Here is an 18,433-nt window from a genome sequence, read left to right as displayed (position 1 = left end):
TTGAGCGCTGCCCTTTATTATATCATCCTGCGATGGTTTATTTGGCTTCCGCCGTGCCGCTTTTAGCCTTTTTCCTGCGCCTGACGATGAAGATGATGACCAGCACGATGATCCAGATCGGTGAGAAGACCAGCAGCCAGATCAAGACGCTGAGCAGCACCTTGCCGAAGGCGATTAATCCATCCACCGCCCCCTTGAAAACACCGGTAACATCCCAGGTGCTTTCGCCGATGGGCGTGGACTTGGTCAGGCTGACCTCGATGAGGGACGTATCCGATGTCCTCTCCAGGTACTGCATGCGGCCTTTGATCCTCTCGATGTTGCCCCTGACGTTGGACAGTTCGCGCTGAACCTCCAGCATATCCTTTACGTTGTCGGCCTTTTTCAGCAACTCCAGGTACTGGGCCTCGGTGGCTTCGTAGTTGCTCAACTGGGCCTTCAAATCCGTGTACTGCTCGGTGACATCCTGGCTGTTGGTATTTTCATTGGTCACCTTGACCGCCAGCTGTCGCAGTTTAGCCAGGGCGGTATCGAATTTCTCGGCGGGTACCCGGAACGATATAAAGCCACGGGGATTCTCTTTAGCGGCGTTCAGGTTCGAGGAGACCACATAGCCGTCGTACTGAACAGCGATGTCGGCGATCTCAGTCTGCGCCTTGATGATATCCTCCACCTCCATGCTAATGGAGCCCGTCCTGACTATTTTTCGGTCTACAGCATCCTCTGCGCCGGCTCCGTCTGTGGAGTAATAATCAGTTTCTGATGATCTGCCCACGGTAAAACCGGACGGCGCAGGCGCCATTGGAGCAGCCCCCGGAGCGGGCGCCATGCCCGACCATTTGGTGCTTTCCTCGACGACGCTTTTCTGGGCACAGGCGGCAGCCGGGATAACCAGAGCGGCGACAAGCGCCAGCAGCAGAACATATTTTACGAATCGGTTCATTTTATCCTCCCTGTATATAGTAACGCCTGAATCAAATTATAGTTGCGGATGTCGATTCTATTTAGATGTCGGCAGCACGGATTTTTCGTCGGAAGTCGTGTTTGTCAGCGAAGTCGACGGCGCCAGCTTCTGTGTATCGGTCAGTATGGTTGTCGGCCTGACCGCACCTGGAGTGGTAGTGGTAGTACCGGTATTGGTATTGGTATTGGTTTTGTCCGTGTTTGTTATATCGGTATTCCGGTTGAAATAAATGATTGTGCCGGCAGGGCTGTTTTTATCGGTGTCGGTATTTGTATTCACATCGGTATTTTTGTTTATGTTGGTGCCGGTCGACCTGTTGATCGTGGGCGGGACATACTTTGGCCCCGGCTGGATTATGGGAGGCTTATAGTTCTGGCCGCTATTGGAGTTGCCCTGCGACCACTCGTTGGCCTTTTTAACCCGTTCGATGGCCTGGATAATGGCCGGTTTGGCCGATTCGGGCGCCTTATCCAGTGCATCCTGAAGTGTGGCCAGGCTCTTGGCGGTGCTTGAGTTTAAAGCGGTCTTAGCCTTGCTGACGTTGGCTAAGGCGCGTGACGCAGGCACGGGCTGTTTTACGGTCGTTTTCCCATCACCGATCCAGTTTGGCCGATCGGTCGTGTCGGTGGCCGACGTACCGGCCGGCGGGACCTGCGGCTTATCGGTGCCGGGTATGGCATAAGGTCTCACCTGCGTGGCAGACCGGGGATCTGTCTGTGCAGGCTGGCCGGATGTTTCATCTGCCGGCGCCGCGGCGGTAGTAGCTTCCATTGTCGGCGCGGGGCTGACCGTGTTAGCTGCCTGGAATCTGCCGATATAGGTCTCGGCCTGTTCGAGCTGGTAGTCCATTTTAGCCGACGTGCTGACCAGATACTCGGCCTTCCCCTGCCTCGCCAGGGCCTCTATCTCCTGTGCCCTCTTCTCAGCCAGCTTGGCATAAATCTCCGCCCTGTCGATGTCCGACGTGGCCAGAGATACCTGGGCCTGTTCAACCGCCATCTTGACGCCGTACAGCGGCTGGTCGGGCAGCGCATTATTTGATGCTGCGGCTGTGCCGCTGGAAGCGATTACCAGCACCAGTAAACCGGCCATGGAGATGGCCAGGTTCCTGCGGAAGCTGAAGGAACCTGATTTCTGCGGAACAGCATGCCTGCTCATGTAGTCCTGCACGCCCTGTAGTCTCACACGAGACCAGTATTTGAACTCCGGCCTGGGCTGTATGGGATAGGCCCTGCGCTTGACGTCGTAAGCCATTCTGAGCATCATGTCCAGCTCGGCGGAATATTCAGGGTATCTGCGCAGACAGCTATCCAGGCTCTCCCCGATGGTGAGCCTGTCAAAGCAGTCGTTGAAAGCTTCTTCGATCCTAATAGCCATTTATCTTACCGTAGAGCAATTTTCTCAGCGATGCGATAGCGTTGAACTGCAGCGCCTTGACCGTGCCCTCGCTTTTACCCAATGATAGAGCGACCTCCGAGATGGATAATTCGGAGATAAAGCGCATGGTCGCGACCTCGCGCTGCGCGTCCGGCAAATGCTGCAACGCATCCTTCAGCTGGTATATCTCAAAATTCAATTCCGTCATATAAACCGGGTCGCCTGAACTGATTGCGCCGGCTTCGTCGAGGCTGGCCTTTTTCTCCTTCGATGTTTTTCTGACATGGTCGATGACCCTGTTGTGTGCAATTCTGAACAGCCATGCGGTGATGGGAAGATCCCGCCACTTGTAGTTCTTGATGCTCTCGTAAGCTTTAATAAATACATCCTGTGTCAGGTCCTCGGCTTCGGCCTGGCTGCGCACTTTAACGTATATATATCTGTAGATCTTGTCGAAATGCAGATCATATATTTGCGTAAATGCTTCTCGGTCTCCATTTACGGCCCTCTGTACTAACTGTTCTTCTACTAACACCAGGTTACCTCGATTTACCCGGTGTCTATTATATTAAACGTGCAATTTTATAGAAAGTTTAGTTGCCCCGGAATTACGCGCTTGTCAGCTGTAATTGAATGATTGTCCGGGTGCCTTTACAATATACTGGGGCTCAAGCCTGTGCAGGGCGGCCGGTCCGATTTTCGAAAAAGAGGGGACGTTGCTCATGTCGCGACCGATGTGGTTGGTAAGGCTGATCGAGAAGGGTTTTCCCGGGCGCTTTGCCCTGGCCGGTCTGACCAGGGCGCCTGTGCTGGGGGCACTGCTGGACCGCTGGCTTTTCGAGGGGGACGATATCGTTTACCTTCCCAGGGAAAGGGTCATAAGCGTCGGAAAAGAGCTGGAAGAGCCCTTGCAGACGATGCTCCCATCGCGGATAGTGCATCATTTTATCGATCAGGCGCAATACCACTGGATCATGAATTTCTGCATCTGCCGTGAGAGCTCGAACTGCCGCGATTATCCCCAGACGCTGGGCTGCCTTTTCCTGGGCAGGGCAGTGCTTGACATAAATCCTAAGTTGGGCAGTCTGGTTTCAAAGGAGGAGGCCCACCGGCATGCCCGGAGATGCAGGGAGGCGGGACTGTTCCACCTGGTGGGCAAGAACAGGCTGGACACGGTCTGGCTGGGCCTCAAATCCGGCAATCAGCTGCTGACGATCTGCAACTGCTGCCCGTGCTGCTGCCTGTGGCGCTTCACTCCCTACATCGACCGGCGCATCAGGTCCAAGATCTCGCGCATGCCCGGCATCAGTGTGCATGTCACTGAAGACTGTCTGGGCTGCGGCGCCTGCGTGGATGCGTGCTTTATAAAAAACATAAGGCAGGAAGATGGCCATTCCGTTATCGGCGAGGGCTGCCTGGGTTGCGGCAATTGCGTGGAAACATGTCCCAATAACGCCATCGTAATGGTCAACCAGTCCGGCATTCACATCGACGAAGTCATACGCAGGCTGGAGAAGGTTGTAACCGTTGAATAACAGGGTAGGGAATGGGAAGGAGGATATGGATATGAAAGACTACGCGCAAGGGGAGGATGGGAGCCTGAAGGACAGGTACTGCATGGTCACCGGCGCCAGCTCGGGCATAGGCCGGGAGATCGCGCTGGGACTGGCGCGCCGCGATGCCAGAGTGTTTCTGGTCTGCCGGGATCCCGGCAGGGGGCGCGCGGCGCAGGAATACATCCGACGGCAATCGGGAAACAACGACGTCCACCTGTTGATGGCGGACCTGTCCGTTCAGGATCAGATCAGGATGCTGGCGATGGATTACGTGCAGCAGCACGGGGTGCTTCACCTGCTGGTCAACAATGCCGGGGTCATTATGGGGAAGAGGGTGCTGACCGCGGACGGCATCGAGATGACCTTTGCCGTCGACTACCTGTCATACTTTCTGCTGACCAACCTGCTGCTCGGCGCTCTCAAAGCGGGCGCGCCCTCCAAGATAGTCAACATGACCACATCGCTCCACCGTATGGCAAAGCTCGATTTCGGCAATCTGCAGGGGGAGAAGTCCTTCGGCCGTGATTCGGCCTATGCCCGGTCGAAGCTGGCCGTGGTCCTTTTCACCTACGAGCTGGCCAGGAGGCTGGAAGGCAGCGGCATAACGGTTAACTGCGTTTGCCCGGGGGCTTGCAGCTCCACCATATGGTCGCATTCAAGCAGGACGATCGACTCCTTTTTCCACGCTTTGATGAAAGGGCCGGAGCAGGGCGCCGTGCTGCCGCTGCATCTGGCATGCGCTTCCGGCGTAGAGGGATTGACGGGGCGCTATTTTGAGACCAAACAGCATCTGAAAATTACCCGGGTGAATGTAAATGGAACGGAGTCGAAATCATCGCACCTGAGCTACGACAGGGAGACGGCCGCGAAATTGTGGGAAGTGAGCGAACGGCTGACCGGCCTGGCCGGGTCTCAGTAAATTCAGTCCATTTTCCTGGGTAGAAAACCTGACTTTTTCACCCAGATAAAGGCCAGCAGGGTTGCCAGCACGGTGGAAACGACCAGCATAGTGGCATACCAACCGATGTCCTGGGGTCCCATATCGAAGGCCGAATTGCTGAATATAGTGGCCAGCGTGTTGGGTACCAGCACCGCCGTGCCCAGCACGGTCAGGTAAGTCATCAACAGCGCCATCCTGTTGTTCATGGCCTGCAGCTGGTTATTGTAGATCGATTGCAGCACCTCCAGGCCCGAGGCCAGCACGTCCGACATGTGCTCCGCCAGCCCGATCTGGCGGCTGACGTCGTCCGCCAGGTATCCCATTCTGTTGAGCAGCGAGGTATCGTTGGTCAGCAGATCGGCGTCCCCGTAGCGCAGGTCGTGCAGCACGTCCACCGTCTCCCACAGCGCGTCCAGGTAGGTGATGAGGGAATGCTTCATGTTGTATATCTGCGGGCCCAGCAGCTGGCGCGGCGTCTGCGGGTCCATCAGGATCTTATTGAGATCGTCCCCGCGCCCCTCTATCTGCCTGAGGTGCTCGAAATTGCGGTCGTTGTTCTGGTCGATGATGCGAATCAAAAGCGTGGTCAGCTTGTCCTCGGCGCAGATATCGAGCTGGACCTTCTTGAAGATGGTCCCGGAGTATCTGCGCAGGCGTATAAAGCGGCGGTCGACCAGGATGGGGTGCACGGTCAGGATGAAGTTCCTGCGCAGCAGGAGCAGGGTGGGATAGTTCTGTACGTCGATCTCTTCGTTGATGCGTATTTGTATCGACGGCAGCTTGATCCCCATCTCGCTGGAATAGTCTTCGTACAGCAGGCGCGGATCGTCGACCAGCGCGTCGACCAGCTGATGGGAGAATCCCAGCGCCGTCCCGCCGTTACGCACATCTCTTTGATAGTCGGCGGTGCGGTAATCCACCCAGGCCAGAAGCGAAGTCCTCAGGCTTTGAAGAAAGCATTCAGGTGAGTCGGCATCCTGCATGGTGACCCTGCCGTCGGTGGACAGGGAGACGCAGAACCAGTGCTTTTCGTAGGCGTTGGCGGCGCCGGCCGTCGGTGATGCGCAGGCCTCCGTTCCCTGAATGCTCTGTTCCGTCATCCCCTTAATCTCAATCTAAATCTTAATCTTAATCTTAATCTGTATTTATCACAGCCCCTTGTCGAAAAGCATGATGGCCAGGTCCGCCATGCGGCAGCTGTAGCCCCACTCATTGTCGTACCAGGCGATCACCTTGACCATGTTGCCTCCCAGCACCAGGGTCTGCAGGGAATCGAAGATGGAACTGTTCTGGTTGCCCTTGAAGTCGGTGCTCACCAGTGGCTCCTCGCAATACTCCAGTATGCCCTTGAGCTTACCCGCGGCCGCTGCTTTAAAGGCGTCGTTGATCTGGTCAACTGTGACCTCCTTATTCAGGTCGCAGACGAGGTCGCACAGCGAGACCGTCGGCACGGGCACGCGTAGCGCTATGCCGTGCAGTTTGCCTTTGATCTCGGGGATAACCAGCGCCACGGCCTTGGCTGCCCCCGTGGTGGTCGGGACTATATTCAGGGCGGCCGACCTGGCCCGGCGCAGATCTTTATGATACATGTCAAGCAATCTCTGGTCATTGGTATAGGCGTGCACGGTCGTCAATAAGCCCCTGGCAATCCCGAAGCTGTCGTTCAGGACTTTTACCACCGGTGCGATGCAGTTCGTAGTGCAGGATGCGTTGGAAATAATGTTGTGTTTTTTAGCGTCGTACTTATCTTCGTTGACGCCCAGGACGATGGTGATATCTTCATTGCTTGCCGGCGCCGAGATGATTACCTTTTTAGCGCCGCCCTGCAGGTGCGCGGCAGCCTTGGTGGCGTCGGTGAACAGGCCGGTTGATTCCAGCACGATGTCGATGCCGAGGTCTTTCCACGGTATTTTAGCGGGGTCGCGTTCCGCGATGACCCTGGTCTTCTCGCCGTCCACTATTATCGCGTCGGCGGCCGCCTCCACCTTGCCCGGGTAGATGCCGTAGGTGCTGTCGTATTTAAGCAGATGAGCATTGGTTTTGGCATCCGTCAGGTCGTTGACGGCGGCTATCTCAAGTTTGTCGCCATAATGCTGATTGACAGCCCGGAAGACGAGACGGCCAATGCGGCCGAATCCGTTAATACCTATTTTATATGCCATTGGTCAACCTCCTTTACTTGTTTTGCGCTTATTATAGGCGGCGGTGATCCTGGTCGACATGCCGCCGCGGATATTCCATTCGCTGACGATCTCCATGCTCCTGGGCTTGAGCGATTTGACCAGATCTTCCAGTATGCGGTTGGTCGATTCCTCATAGAAGGTCCTGACGGTGCGGTAGCTGGTCAGGTACAGTTTGAGCGATTTGAACTCGATGATGGACCTGTCAGGCACGTACTTGATCGTGATGGTGGCGAAATCGGGCTGTCCCTCGTTGATGGGGCACAGCGCGGTGAACTCGGGTGAGACCACTTCTATCTGGTAGTCCCTTCCCTCATACGGATTGGGCATGGCGATCAGCAGGCCGGGCTGCGGCGCATCGCTGTATTTCAGGTTGAGCGACTGAATTTTACGTACGAGTTTGTCCATGGACTATTCACCGGAAAAATAAATAGTCGTTCCGTTTTCCGACATTCTCTTGCCCTTGCCCTCGGCCACCATGTACTGCAGGTGCGCCAGCGCTTCCAGCACCGCCAGCCTCCGGTCTATCGGCTCTAACTTATCGTAGGCCGTTTCTTCGCCGTTGACAACCCACGGTATGGATTTCGCCACGTCAAAGGCGTTCTTTGTCTCAACGCCCATCACCCGCTGTATCTTCATCATCCTGTCGCGATGGAAGCGTAATGTATCGTCGATCGTGGGTCCGAGCCCGCTGAACACCGATCCGTGGCCGGGGAAGACAAAGCGGACCTCCAACTCCGATAACGCGCCCAGAGACTTTACATAATCTCCGAGGGGGTTTTCGCCTGACCGGGGGTGGTAACTTATGTTGGGGACTACCTCGGATAGGACATGGTCGCCGCTGAAAAAGTACTTCTTATCCGGCTCGTATAAGCATATGTGGCCGGGCGAGTGCCCTGGAGTGGCTATGACCTGGAATTCGTACGGCGCCATGGATATCACATCGCCGCCCTTCAGCAGCTTCGTAGCCTTGAAGGGTGAGACATAGCTACGGATGTTGAAGGAAGCCTCCGAGAGCATCTTGAGCTCCCAGTCGGGCACACCGTTAGCCATAAAAAAAACAATCATCTCGCTTATAAAGGTTTCCGGATGATCATAATAGGAATCGAGCAGGTTATTCTCAATTTCGGGTACCGCTATACTGGCGCCCGTTAACTCGGCGATCTTGCCGGCTAACCCCATATGGTCGGGGTGGACGTGCGTAACCACGATGTCGGTGATGTCCTTCATGGCAAATCCGCTGTTCTTCATCTCCTGTGCCAGCGTATTGAAGGCCTCGGGCGTGTTCCAGCCGGTATCTATCAGAAGGTTTCCTTCATCGCCTTCGATGATATAGACGTTGACGTTCTCCGGGCCGACCTTGAGAAGCGGAAGTTTGATCTGGTTGATACCCTTGAACAGCTCCATGAAATATTATCCTCCTAAATCAGCAGGGCGCTGCGCCCCGGGTAGACGGCCTTCTTTCCCAGCTCGGCTTCGATCTTGAGCAGCCTGTTGTATTTAGCCACCCTCTCGCTGCGGCAGGGCGCGCCGGTTTTGATCTGGCCGGAGTTCACAGCGACCGCCAGGTCGGCTATAGTAGTGTCCTCCGTTTCTCCGGAACGGTGGCTGATGACCGCCGTCCAGCCGGCTTTGCGGGCCATATCGATGGCGGCCAGCGTCTCGGTCAGCGTGCCTATCTGGTTGACCTTGATCAAAACCGAGTTGGAAGCCTTTCTTTCAATGCCCTGTTTGATGCGCTTAACGTTGGTGGTGTAGAGGTCGTCGCCGACCAGCTGCACCTTCTTGCCCAGTTTGCTGTTGAGCAGTATCCAGCCGTCCCAGTCGTCCTCGTCCAGGCCGTCCTCGATGCTGATAATGGGGTATTTAGAGGCCCAGTCTGCATAGAAATCCACCATCTCAGCGCTGCTTAGCGTTCTGCTCTCGCGAGCCAGTACGTATTTCCCGTCTTTGTAAAAGCTGCTGGCCGCGGGGTCCAGGGCTATATGGCAGTCCCTGCCCGCTTCGTAGCCGGCCAGCTCTATGGCCTCCAGTATCACCTCGACAGCCTCGCTGTTCGAGGAAAGCGAAGGGGCGAAGCCGCCCTCGTCGCCGACATTGGTGTTGTAGCTCTTTTTCCGCAGAGTCTTCTTGAGGGCCTGGTAGACCTCGCAGCCCATCTGCATGGCCGCCGAGAAGCCGGCGGCGCCCGTGGGCATGACCATGAACTCCTGCAGGTCGGTGGAGTTCTCAGCATGCTTGCCCCCGTTGAGTATGTTCATCATGGGGACTGGCAGCGTAACGGCCTTATCGCCGCCGATATATTTGTAGAGCGGCAGGCCGGCGCAGTTGGCCGATGCGTGCGCCGCCGCCAGAGACACGCCCAGTATGGCGTTGGCGCCCAGCCTGGACTTGTCAGGCGTGCCGTCCAGGTCGATCAGCCGATTATCTAAAATGTCCTGTTTAGAGGCGTCCTGCCCGATGACGGCCTTGCGGATGGTGGTGTTCACGTTCTCCACGGCCTTCAATACGCCCAGGCCGCCGAAACGTTTCTTATCTCCGTCGCGCAGCTCCAGCGCCTCGTATTTGCCGGTGCTGGCGCCCGAAGGCACCGCAGCTCTGCCTGATACGCCGTTTTCCAGGGATATCTCAACCTCTACCGTCGGATTGCCCCTGGAGTCGATTATTTCGCGTGCGTTGATGTTCTTTATTTTCATGCTATTACTACCTGATTTATTCTGGGGGGAATTTTCGGCCGCAATTCAAAGCCGTGTCATTATATCATCCGGTTGAAAATGCGGGCAATGTGAAACAGCAGAGAATTCTACCTGCGGCGGTTAAATGTATTCATGGCTGCGGCGATGCCTTCCGCCAGTATGCAGGCGGTCGCATCGCAGGCCAGGTCCAGCGCAGGCTGGATGAGCTCGTTTTCCTCGCGGCTGAAGTTGCCCAGCACGTAGTCCACGATCTCGTTTTCATAATCAGGCCCGGACCGATCCAGAAAGGGCCTGGAGATGCCGATGCGCACGCGGTTGAAATCCCGGCTGTCGATCTCGTGGATGATCGACTTTATTCCGCGGTGGCCGCCCGACCCGCCGCCCAGCCTGACGCGGATACGCCCGGTCGGCAGATCGAGGTCATCGTGTATCACTATCAAATCCTGCGGCGTGCAGCCGAAACGTTTGAGCAGGGCTGCAGCCGCGTTCCCGCTAAGGTTAACGAAGGTCGCAGGTTTTGCCAGCACGACCTCCTCGCCTTCTATCAGCCCCGTGCCGGTTTGAGAGTGACAGAGCTTGTTTTTAATTTTGATGGAATGCCTCTCCGCCAGCCGGTCCATGCAGTGAAATCCTACATTGTGCCGGTTGTGCTGGTACTGTCTGCCGGTATTGCCCAGCCCCATGATGATCTTCATAGCAGTTTCGCCTGCCGCGTATCGCCGCCGCCGGTCTGACCATTGAGGAATGCCAGGAATTCCTTCTCGTTCAGTATTTTTATGCCCAGCGATTGGGCGCGCGCCAGCTTGGAGCCGGGATCGCTTCCGGCCACCAGGTAGTTCGTCCGCCTGGTTACGTCGGAGGCGGCCTTCCCGCCCAGCGCCCTGATGCGCGCCTCAAGTTCCTGCCGCCCTGATGTCTCCAATCTGCCCGTTATAACGAACTCCATGCCCGATAGAGGGAGGTCCCCGGCCGGCTGCTCCGCCGACTCCATGGCCACACCCGCTTTGCGCAGCTTCTCGATGATGCGCATGTTCTGGGGCTGGCGGAAGAAAGCCAGTATACCGTCGGAGATTTTGGGACCGATGGACGGTATGTTCATCAGCTCCTCCGCCCCGGCACTCAACAGACTATTTATATGGGTGTATTGCCTGGCCAGTATGGTCGCAGTCTCCTCACCCACGTTGGGTATGCCCAGCGCGAAATAGAGCTGCGCCAGCGGGCGCTTTTTGCTGACCTCGAGGGACGCCAGCACCCTGGACGCGCTCTTCTCCCCCATCCTTTCCAGATTCATCAGATGCTCTTTGCTCACGTAATACAGGTCGCCCGAGTCCTTGACCAGTCCCTGCTCGAAAAGCGCGGTGCACAGCTTTTCGCCCATACCGTCGATGTCCATGGCGCCCTTGCCGGCGAAATGCTTAATCGCCTCCAGCGCCTGCGCCGGGCAGGCGGTATTGGTGCAGCGGTGTATCGCTTCGCCCTCGGGCTTGATCACCTCCGCGCCGCAGACCGGACAGGCCGGCGGCATGTGAAATACCTTCTCCTCGCCCGTGCGGCGCGAGACGATGGGTTCGACGATCTCAGGTATCACCTCGCCGGCCCGCTGCACCAGCACCCAGTCCCCGATGCGCAGGTCCTTGCGATGGATGTCCTCCTCGTTGTGCAGCGTGGCCTGCTTGATGGTAACGCCGCCTATGCTGACAGGCTCAAGCACGGCGTAGGGATTGAGGCTGCCGGTCCTGCCCACGTTGATTTCGATGCGTAGAAGCCGCGTGGTTCCCTGCACGGCCGGGTACTTGAACGCGATGGCCCAGCGGGGGTCGTGCCCCACCGACCCCAGCTCCTCCTGCAGGGCGATGGAGTTCACCTTGATCACCACGCCGTCCACATCATAGGGCAATTCCTCACGCCGTCCTCCCCAGTCGCGGCAGAAGGCCTTGACCGCGTCCAGGTCCCTGCAGCGTGTCATGTTGCTGTTGATCTTGAAGCCGAGCGCCTTGAGGTACTGCATGGTCTCCCAGTGCGTGCCCGGCATGTCCCTGTCCTCGGACCAGCCGAGCTGGTAAATAAAGATGTCGAGCGGACGCCCGGCGGTGACACGCGGGTCGAGCTGCCTGACCGAGCCGGCCGCTGCGTTGCGGGGATTGGCGAAGAGAGGGAGTTTTTCGGCCGCCCTCTCCTCGTTGATCTTTGTCAGGCCCTTTTTGGGCAGGTAGGCTTCGCCCCTCACCTCGAAACGCTGCGGCGCCTGCGGGCTGACCGAGAGCGGTATACTCCGTATGGTCTTCAGGTTTTGCGTGATGTTCTCACCCTGGTATCCGTTGCCGCGCGTGGCGCCCACGGTGAAGACGCCGTCCTCGTAGGTCAGGGCTACGGCCAGTCCGTCGATCTTGAGCTCGCAGACGAAATCGATATCATGGCCGGGAACCAGCCCGGTCAACCGTTTGTACCAGGCGTCCAGCTCTTCGTCCGAGAAGGCGTTGGCCAGGCTGAGCAATGGACGCGGATGCTTCACGACACCGAAGGCGGCCACCGGCTGCGCCCCCACGCGCTGCGTCGGTGAATCGGGCGTGACCAGCTCCGGGTGGGCCTGCTCGAGCTTTTTCAGCTCAAGCATAAGCGCGTCGTACTCTGCGTCGCTGATCTCCGGATCGTCGAGGACGTGGTAACGGTGATTGTGATAAGTGATCTTATCTCTGAGTTCGGCGATCCTTTGCTTAACGCTCTCAATGTCCGTCATCGCATAAAATCCATAGCCGTCTGATGAGGGGAATTATAGCATTTAGCCGAGGCCAAATATATGTCCGTTAAACTGTTATATAATATACAATGACTATGATTTATTATCCGTATCTGATTGTCTTTCTGGGCGCGGTCGCGCTGACCCTCTTTCTGGTAAACAGGGACCGCAACGGCAGCGTCAAGGCCCTGCTGTATAAAACCCTTGCCAGCTTCCTGTTCATAGTGACGGCCTTCGCATCTTTCATGGTTAACCCGTGTCCCTGCGCAGCTGTATTCGCCGCGCTCATCATGATGGGGCTTGTCTGCGGCCTGATCGGCGACATACTGCTGGACCTCAAGATCATGTATAAAGAGTCTTCATCGCTCTACCAGCACGGTGGGATGGCGGCTTTCTTTGCAGGTCACCTGTTTTACCTGGCGGCATTAATCGCCTATTTCGGTTTCAGCTGGATACCCCTGGTTATCGCAGTTATCCTGGCGGCCGTAATAATCTGCGTCAGCAAGTTTGTATTCAAATTCAATTTCGCCGAGCATACCGTTGATACCTATGCATACTCATTCGTATTAGCCTACATGATGACGCAGGCCTGCTACGCGGCGGTCAATCAGGGTTACATCGCCTGCACCGTTTTGCTGGCTGTGGGCGCTATATTATTCCTGCTGTCGGACCTCGTACTGAGCATGACTTATTACGACAATAAGGATTCCAGGCCGTACATCGCGGTTAACCATATCCTTTATTACGCCGCCCAGTTCAGCATTGCATTGAGCGTTCTCTATTTTGCAATATAATCATCGGCCATAATGTGAAAGGAGCGGTGAGATGACCAGGATTTATGATTTGAGCGTGCCCACCGAGGACAGCCCCAGCGAACCCCTGCCCGTCAGGGTGGAGCATAAGGCGCATGAGTTGAGCCTACCCATCATCGAGATGTTCCTGGGCGGCAAGAAGGATGACCTGGCGGATGGGCTGGGGTGGGCGGACGACGCAGCCACGCTGGGCGCGCATGCCGGCACGCACGTCGACGCGCCCTGGCATTTCGCTCCTCTGTCCGAAGGTAAAGCGGCCAGGACCATCGACCAGATGCCGCTCGACTGGTTTTACCACGACGGCGTGGTGCTGGACATGCGGCACAAGCCGCAGGGCTCCGGTGTAACCGTGGAAGACCTCAAGGCTGCGCTAAAAAAGATTAACTACAGCATCAAGCCCTGGGATATAGTCATGATACAGACGGACTCAGACAAGCTCTGGGGCAAGCCCGAGTATTTCTCGGCGGGGTGCGGCATGACCGAGGAGTCCACGCTGTGGCTGATAGACCAGGGCAGCCGCGTGATGGGCATCGATACCTGGGGCTGGGACCGTCCCTTCGCGGCCATCAAAGAGGAGTTCGACAGGACGCACGACAAGGGATTGATCTGGACCGCCCACAAGGCCGGCATCAAGAAGGAATACTGCCACATCGAGAAACTGGCCAACCTGGACAAGCTGCCTCGGCCCACGGGCTTCAAGGTGGCCTGCTTTCCGGTCAGGCTGACCGGGGGCAGCGCCGGCTGGGCGCGCGTGGTGGCGATACTGGATGATTAGGATACGGCAGCCGGGGAACAGTTGAGAAAACGTAAATCCGGCCGCTGGCATACCATCTATTCTCTGATCACATCAGGTATTGAAGAGCTGGCTATAGCCGCCCTGCTGCTATGGCTGCTGCCCGCCCTGGGTGTACAGGTCCCGCTGTGGTTGACCGTACCCGTGCTGGCCGGATTCCCCGTCTTTTGCTATATCATGTACCGCATAGGTCATCCCACTGTCCTGTACGGGGACGTGACAGGTCCTGAAGCAATCGTGGGAAGCACCGGCGTCGTCGAAACGGTATTTCCGGAGGCATTTGTCAGGGTGCAGGGGGAGTTGTGGAATGCATCCTGTCCCGATGGAGAGCTGAAGGTGGGGGAGGAAGTCACGGTCACGGCTGTCGACGGCCTCTCTCTGACCGTGAGCAGGAAGCGCGCTTGAATCCCGGTTACCTTATGCCGGGTCACCTTTCGAAGAAGGGTTTGTCGAGGTCGGCGTCGTTGGAGTAGCCGGCCCTCTCCCAGTAGCCTTTGTAGTTCGGATCGTCCGACAGCTCAATTTCGGTTACCCATTTGATCCACTTGTATCCCCATTTGTCTTCGGCCACCAGTTGGAAGGGGAATCCCCGCTCGGGCGGCAGCTCCACGCCGTTGATTTTATGGGCCAGCAGGATGTTTTTATCCCTGACGTATGCCAGGGGGAGAGAGGTGGTGTAGCCGTCATGCGCGTGGAAAATGACGGTGTTGGCAGCGGGCAGTATGCCGGCCGGGGTGATGATGTCGCCCACCAGCGCCCCTTCCCAAAGGATCTTGACCGCCCAACCCTCCACGCAATCCAGCGTGACCAGCTTGGTGTAGCTCTTGTGCCCGGACAGTACTTCGGCATAGGTGTAGGCAAGCGGTTTCTCGACCAGTCCCGTAACGCGCAGCCGGTAGGAGCCGATATCCACACGCTGGGGGCCTTTGATCGAATTCTCATGGAAATCGCCCAGGTCCGACAGCCTCTCGCCATGGTATTCCTTTATCTGCACAGCGGAGAGATCACTGCTCTCAGATGCGCCGCCGCCGGCGCAGCCTGCCAGCAATGTCAGCATCAACGTGCTCCAGGCGGTCAGCGGTAAAATCCATTTGATTTGCATGGCATTCTTCCTTTTAAAGCATGAAATTGATGGCGAAAAAGGCATGCACCATGACCGATACCAGGAAAAACAGCCAGAGGTAGCAGTGGAATTTGTAGAAATTTACATAATCTTTGTTCCGCATCAGGCCGCGCGCGAATTTGAATCCCGGCAGGCAGCGGCAGGTGAAAAAAACGAGCAGGCCAAGCACGATGTTGCATACCGCGAAGATCAGTATGATGTCCCTGGCTATTTGAGAGTGAAAAAATGCGTCCATATGGTCTCCTTTAAAGGTCGATCTCGCCCGACCCGCGCGCCATGTGCTTGAGGGTGAATTGTGGGTCGCTGCCGTAGGCCCAGATTATTTTGTGAGTACCTTTTCCCAGCGGCTTATCGAATTTATCTCCCGTGTCCAGCCTGCGCTTGAACTCGATGGTTGTAAAGCCGCCATCCGATCCGCCGGCCGCCGCCAGTATATCTTCGGTGCCGCCCTGCTGCGTGTCGGCGGGATGGGGACCGAACTGGCCCGTGCTGTACTGGTCGGCGATCGAAAGCACCCCGTCCTTGATGAAGCCCTGGACTATATCCGCGTCTTTCATCTGTGATGAGGGGTCGAAGCCCACTGCAACCCAGCCCGCCGTTCTGGCCTTCATCCCCATATAAAGGTAAAGGTCGTCGGTCGACCAGCTCAACTCGAAGTCGCCGAAGGATTTACTTCGACTGTACTCTCCCGGCTTAAACATGCCGTCCGCGGCCCAGGTGACATTTTCAGCGACCGCTGATTGACCTTCCGGCTGCGTGCCGACAGCCGGCGCAGGCAGCGAAGGCGGCAGGGTGGCTTTGGGTTCAGGCTGAGAGGGCGCCTGGCATCCGGCCGCGCTAAAGGCAAGCAACAGTATCAGCGCCGGGATAACGGTCCGCAGGGCGTAAATTTTTGACATAATGTCACCTGCCTTTATCTGAAATATTCTTCTATCAGTCGTGACGGGGTCAGCGCAGGCGCGCCTCGACGGTCTTCCAGTCGATGTTCTTGAGGAAGGCTTCGATGTAGTCGGCCCGCTTGAGTCCGTAATCGGTGATAAAGGCGTGCTCGAAGACGTCCAGCACCAGCAGCGGCTGGCAGCCCGCCGGGTGTCCGGTGTCGTGCTCGTTGATCCACTGGTTGAAAAGTTTACCGCCGATAACGTCCTGGTAGAGAATGGTCCAGCCGATGCCGCGCATGGCCGCCGTGCCCTTGAGGTCCTGCAGCCAGGCGTCGTAGCTGCCGAAGCCGGCGGCCAGCAGCTTGCCCAGCTTGCCGTCCTGGTTGAGCCCGCCTTTGCCGCCCAGGTTTTCGAAGTAGTACTCGTGCAGCCGCATGCCGTTAAATTCCCAGCCCATTCTTCTCTTCATCTCGGCGTACTCCGGGGTCGCGGCCTTGCCGTCCTTAACCATTCCCGACAGGCTGTCGAACAGCTTGTTGGTGTTGGACACATAGCCTTTGTAGAGCGTAAAGTGATTGTTCAGGAGGGTGTCGCTGAACCCCTCCATTCCCAGCAGTTTCGCGTAATCCTTCGCCTCGTATGCCATAATAGAACCTCCTTATTATCAGAGTGACTTTTTCAGGTCGTTGAAGACTTTGATGTGGTAGAGTTCGTGGTCGCGGATCCTGGTCAGCAGCTTCTTGACCTTCTTGTCGTCGATCTCTTTAGCCGCCTTATCGTATGCGGCCGCGACCTGTTTTTCGATCTTGATATCGGCATCCAGCATCTTTGATGCCGTTTTGGGTTTTTCGATTTTTGTGTGTTCCATATGGGGATGGCCGCCCCTGCCGACCATTTTCTCGGCCAGCCAGCCCATATGCTGCATCTCGTTAATGGCCTGGTCCTGCAGCTCTTTGCGCATCTCCTCGTTGGGCGCGGCGTAAGAATGCAGCAGGTACTGCAGTATGACCGTGTACTCGTGCTCGATGCCCCAGTCCAGCACGCGGGTGAGCCTGTCTTTGCGCTCGCCGCGCAGGTCCTTCAGCTTCTCTTCGGCGGCTTCTTTCACGAAGCCCGCGAAGTCGCCGTGGTGCGACATCTCGTCGGAGAGGATGCGCTCCAGCAGCCGCTTGATCTTGACATCTTTAATGAGGCGGATGTGGTCGCGGTACATTTTAATTGCGTCTTCCTCGGCCAGCACGTCGTTTTTCATCCAGGCGCTTACGCTTTTGCCGCCCTGGCGCATCTTGCCTCTGGTGAAGCTGGGCGTGCCTCCCAGCTCGGTCACAGCCTCGGCCAGCCAGTCGAGGTGGCGCATCTCCTCGCGCGCTATGGCCTCGATCTCACAGGCCAGCTCGCCCTCGCCCATGGAATAGGCGTGCGCCAGGTACTGGATGATGGCGGCATGTTCCCCCTCTATGTCCTTGTTGAGCAGTTCGACGACGTCTGATTTTTTCAATTCAACCTCCGTTTACGTACATGCGTCAACGATCTTAGGACGCATGTTACCAGAATTTTATTATCTCAGGATGTGACGTAAGTCATCATTCACTATTATACAAACGGGATCGGCAGTCGTACCAGCCTCAGTTCAGCTCCTTTACCCCTATGAAGGGGCCATGCCAGAAGTGATACCATACCTGCCCTGTATAGCCGTTAACGCTGAGCATACCGTAAATTTGATTGTCCTTGAGGATTTCAATAGTGTAGTAGCCATAAAAACGGTCGGCGTCGCTAACTTTCAAACCTGGCAGATAACTATCGAGGTAATCCTGCGCAGCCTTTTTGGCCTGCTCCTCGCTGACGGTCATGGGAAGAGCGGCATTACGGTTACCCCACATCATTCCTGTCATCATCCCATATTTAGCATTCCACATCATATTGGGCCCCGGCTCGGAATACATATCTCCGGTATAAGGGTCGATGAGGGCTTCAAAGGCATAATAGCCCGTGCTTTTTTCTTTGAAGCCAACATAGAAGTTGTTGGTGAATTCCAGTATTTCAGCGGCTTCCAGATCGGGATCGTTCCTCTCACGGAGGTAGTTATTCACTATCTCCAGGGCTTTCTCCATAGTAATACGCTGCCCGCTGCTCCCGTAAGGCCCACCCGGCCCTATCAGGCCGTTGCGACTCATCATGCCGCCCGGTCCGGTCACACCGCCGGGACCCATCATACCGCCTGGCGGATAGTTGTAGGACGGGGCCTGAGCTGATTGGGAAGAGCAACCTGACACAAATGTGGAGACCATGAGTACTGATATTAAAAGGACCAGGAAACACCATCTCAACATTGTCCACCTCCTGACATACGTGTTCTGATTTTGATTATAGCACC

General features: G+C 56.6%; 21 protein-coding genes. 5 read left to right on the top strand and 16 right to left on the bottom strand.

Annotation, left to right across the window (positions count from 1 at the left end):
• Positions 1-37: 37 nt before the first annotated feature.
• Genes WC359_03890 through WC359_03880 form a run of 3 tightly spaced genes read right to left on the bottom strand, consistent with a single transcriptional unit; the run spans position 38 to position 2,876 of the window.
• A complete protein-coding gene (locus tag WC359_03890) occupies positions 38-943 on the bottom strand; it encodes a DUF4349 domain-containing protein (GenBank protein ID MFA5399558.1) in 906 nt (301 codons plus the stop codon).
• Positions 944-1,000: 57 nt separating this feature from the next.
• Positions 1,001-2,341, bottom strand: a complete 1,341-nt coding sequence (locus WC359_03885) for a DUF5667 domain-containing protein (protein ID MFA5399557.1) — start codon at positions 2,339-2,341, stop codon at positions 1,001-1,003.
• On the bottom strand, positions 2,331-2,876 hold the full coding sequence (locus tag WC359_03880; GenBank protein MFA5399556.1) for a sigma-70 family RNA polymerase sigma factor: 546 nt from the start codon (positions 2,874-2,876) through the stop codon (positions 2,331-2,333). Before WC359_03880 ends, WC359_03885 begins: the two co-directional genes overlap by 11 nt.
• A gap of 187 nt (positions 2,877-3,063) precedes the next feature.
• Between WC359_03880 and WC359_03875 the strand changes: the two genes are divergently transcribed.
• A complete protein-coding gene (locus tag WC359_03875; GenBank protein MFA5399555.1) occupies positions 3,064-3,876 on the top strand; it encodes a 4Fe-4S binding protein in 813 nt (270 codons plus the stop codon).
• A gap of 31 nt (positions 3,877-3,907) precedes the next feature.
• Positions 3,908-4,816, top strand: coding sequence for an SDR family NAD(P)-dependent oxidoreductase (locus WC359_03870; protein ID MFA5399554.1), 909 nt, complete (start codon positions 3,908-3,910; stop codon positions 4,814-4,816).
• 2 nt (positions 4,817-4,818) lie between these two features.
• Here WC359_03870 and WC359_03865 read toward each other — a convergent pair whose 3' ends face one another.
• The 7 genes from WC359_03865 to ligA form a co-directional block, all read right to left on the bottom strand.
• Complete coding sequence (locus WC359_03865; GenBank protein ID MFA5399553.1) at positions 4,819-5,937, bottom strand: CorA family divalent cation transporter; 1,119 nt, start codon at positions 5,935-5,937, stop codon at positions 4,819-4,821.
• A 48-nt stretch (positions 5,938-5,985) separates the two neighbouring features.
• Complete coding sequence (gene gap / locus WC359_03860) at positions 5,986-6,999, bottom strand: type I glyceraldehyde-3-phosphate dehydrogenase (protein MFA5399552.1); 1,014 nt, start codon at positions 6,997-6,999, stop codon at positions 5,986-5,988.
• A 3-nt stretch (positions 7,000-7,002) separates the two neighbouring features.
• Positions 7,003-7,425, bottom strand: a complete 423-nt coding sequence (queF, locus tag WC359_03855) for a preQ(1) synthase (protein ID MFA5399551.1) — start codon at positions 7,423-7,425, stop codon at positions 7,003-7,005.
• Positions 7,426-7,428: 3 nt separating this feature from the next.
• Complete coding sequence (locus WC359_03850) at positions 7,429-8,424, bottom strand: MBL fold metallo-hydrolase (GenBank protein MFA5399550.1); 996 nt, start codon at positions 8,422-8,424, stop codon at positions 7,429-7,431.
• A 14-nt stretch (positions 8,425-8,438) separates the two neighbouring features.
• A complete protein-coding gene (gene eno, locus WC359_03845; protein MFA5399549.1) occupies positions 8,439-9,713 on the bottom strand; it encodes a phosphopyruvate hydratase in 1,275 nt (424 codons plus the stop codon).
• Between the two features lie 107 nt (positions 9,714-9,820).
• Positions 9,821-10,408: an aminoacyl-tRNA hydrolase gene (gene pth, locus WC359_03840; GenBank protein ID MFA5399548.1), complete on the bottom strand. Its 588-nt coding sequence runs from the start codon at positions 10,406-10,408 to the stop codon at positions 9,821-9,823.
• The gene (ligA, locus tag WC359_03835; GenBank protein ID MFA5399547.1) at positions 10,405-12,450 is read right to left on the bottom strand and encodes an NAD-dependent DNA ligase LigA; all 2,046 of its coding nucleotides are present in this window, start codon (positions 12,448-12,450) and stop codon (positions 10,405-10,407) included. Before ligA ends, pth begins: the two co-directional genes overlap by 4 nt.
• Before the next feature lie 89 nt (positions 12,451-12,539).
• On the opposite strand from ligA, the gene WC359_03830 reads away from it, so the two are divergent.
• From WC359_03830 to WC359_03820, 3 genes are read left to right on the top strand one after another with little or no spacing between them, the layout of a single operon-like run.
• Positions 12,540-13,244 (top strand): lysoplasmalogenase family protein, encoded by a 705-nt coding sequence (locus tag WC359_03830; GenBank protein MFA5399546.1) that lies wholly within the window; start codon positions 12,540-12,542, stop codon positions 13,242-13,244.
• Positions 13,245-13,275: 31 nt separating this feature from the next.
• Entirely contained in the window at positions 13,276-14,037 is a 762-nt protein-coding gene (locus WC359_03825; protein ID MFA5399545.1) for a cyclase family protein, read from the top strand.
• A gap of 21 nt (positions 14,038-14,058) precedes the next feature.
• Positions 14,059-14,460, top strand: a complete 402-nt coding sequence (locus tag WC359_03820; protein MFA5399544.1) for an NfeD family protein — start codon at positions 14,059-14,061, stop codon at positions 14,458-14,460.
• Between the two features lie 22 nt (positions 14,461-14,482).
• On the opposite strand, the gene WC359_03815 is transcribed toward WC359_03820, so the two are convergent.
• From WC359_03815 to WC359_03790, 6 genes are all read right to left on the bottom strand, one after another.
• The gene (locus WC359_03815) at positions 14,483-15,157 is read right to left on the bottom strand and encodes a molybdopterin-dependent oxidoreductase (protein ID MFA5399543.1); all 675 of its coding nucleotides are present in this window, start codon (positions 15,155-15,157) and stop codon (positions 14,483-14,485) included.
• 13 nt (positions 15,158-15,170) lie between these two features.
• Positions 15,171-15,413, bottom strand: coding sequence for a hypothetical protein (locus tag WC359_03810; GenBank protein ID MFA5399542.1), 243 nt, complete (start codon positions 15,411-15,413; stop codon positions 15,171-15,173).
• A gap of 10 nt (positions 15,414-15,423) precedes the next feature.
• A complete protein-coding gene (locus WC359_03805; GenBank protein MFA5399541.1) occupies positions 15,424-16,077 on the bottom strand; it encodes a DOMON domain-containing protein in 654 nt (217 codons plus the stop codon).
• Positions 16,078-16,126: 49 nt separating this feature from the next.
• Entirely contained in the window at positions 16,127-16,705 is a 579-nt protein-coding gene (locus tag WC359_03800; protein ID MFA5399540.1) for a Fe-Mn family superoxide dismutase, read from the bottom strand.
• An 18-nt stretch (positions 16,706-16,723) separates the two neighbouring features.
• Complete coding sequence (locus tag WC359_03795; GenBank protein ID MFA5399539.1) at positions 16,724-17,557, bottom strand: ferritin-like domain-containing protein; 834 nt, start codon at positions 17,555-17,557, stop codon at positions 16,724-16,726.
• Positions 17,558-17,684: 127 nt separating this feature from the next.
• On the bottom strand, positions 17,685-18,389 hold the full coding sequence (locus WC359_03790; protein MFA5399538.1) for a PepSY domain-containing protein: 705 nt from the start codon (positions 18,387-18,389) through the stop codon (positions 17,685-17,687).
• Between the last annotated feature and the right edge of the window lie 44 nt (positions 18,390-18,433).

It is taken from the genome of Dehalococcoidia bacterium, assembly GCA_041653995.1.
Lineage (GTDB): Bacteria > Chloroflexota > Dehalococcoidia > GIF9 > UBA5629 > CAIMUM01.
This window is presented reverse-complemented; position numbering and strand designations above follow the sequence as displayed.

Coding starts and splice junctions, on each gene's coding strand:
- WC359_03890 (MFA5399558.1), bottom strand. CDS start 943: ATGAACCGATTCGTAAAATATGTTCTGCTGCTGGCGCTTGTCGCCGCT.
- WC359_03885 (MFA5399557.1), bottom strand. CDS start 2,341: ATGGCTATTAGGATCGAAGAAGCTTTCAACGACTGCTTTGACAGGCTC.
- WC359_03875 (MFA5399555.1), top strand. CDS start 3,064: ATGTCGCGACCGATGTGGTTGGTAAGGCTGATCGAGAAGGGTTTTCCC.
- WC359_03870 (MFA5399554.1), top strand. CDS start 3,908: ATGAAAGACTACGCGCAAGGGGAGGATGGGAGCCTGAAGGACAGGTAC.
- WC359_03865 (MFA5399553.1), bottom strand. CDS start 5,937: ATGACGGAACAGAGCATTCAGGGAACGGAGGCCTGCGCATCACCGACG.
- gap (MFA5399552.1), bottom strand. CDS start 6,999: ATGGCATATAAAATAGGTATTAACGGATTCGGCCGCATTGGCCGTCTC.
- queF (MFA5399551.1), bottom strand. CDS start 7,425: ATGGACAAACTCGTACGTAAAATTCAGTCGCTCAACCTGAAATACAGC.
- WC359_03850 (MFA5399550.1), bottom strand. CDS start 8,424: ATGGAGCTGTTCAAGGGTATCAACCAGATCAAACTTCCGCTTCTCAAG.
- eno (MFA5399549.1), bottom strand. CDS start 9,713: ATGAAAATAAAGAACATCAACGCACGCGAAATAATCGACTCCAGGGGC.
- pth (MFA5399548.1), bottom strand. CDS start 10,408: ATGAAGATCATCATGGGGCTGGGCAATACCGGCAGACAGTACCAGCAC.
- ligA (MFA5399547.1), bottom strand. CDS start 12,450: ATGACGGACATTGAGAGCGTTAAGCAAAGGATCGCCGAACTCAGAGAT.
- WC359_03830 (MFA5399546.1), top strand. CDS start 12,540: ATGACTATGATTTATTATCCGTATCTGATTGTCTTTCTGGGCGCGGTC.
- WC359_03825 (MFA5399545.1), top strand. CDS start 13,276: ATGACCAGGATTTATGATTTGAGCGTGCCCACCGAGGACAGCCCCAGC.
- WC359_03815 (MFA5399543.1), bottom strand. CDS start 15,157: ATGCAAATCAAATGGATTTTACCGCTGACCGCCTGGAGCACGTTGATG.
- WC359_03810 (MFA5399542.1), bottom strand. CDS start 15,413: ATGGACGCATTTTTTCACTCTCAAATAGCCAGGGACATCATACTGATC.
- WC359_03805 (MFA5399541.1), bottom strand. CDS start 16,077: ATGTCAAAAATTTACGCCCTGCGGACCGTTATCCCGGCGCTGATACTG.
- WC359_03800 (MFA5399540.1), bottom strand. CDS start 16,705: ATGGCATACGAGGCGAAGGATTACGCGAAACTGCTGGGAATGGAGGGG.
- WC359_03790 (MFA5399538.1), bottom strand. CDS start 18,389: ATGTTGAGATGGTGTTTCCTGGTCCTTTTAATATCAGTACTCATGGTC.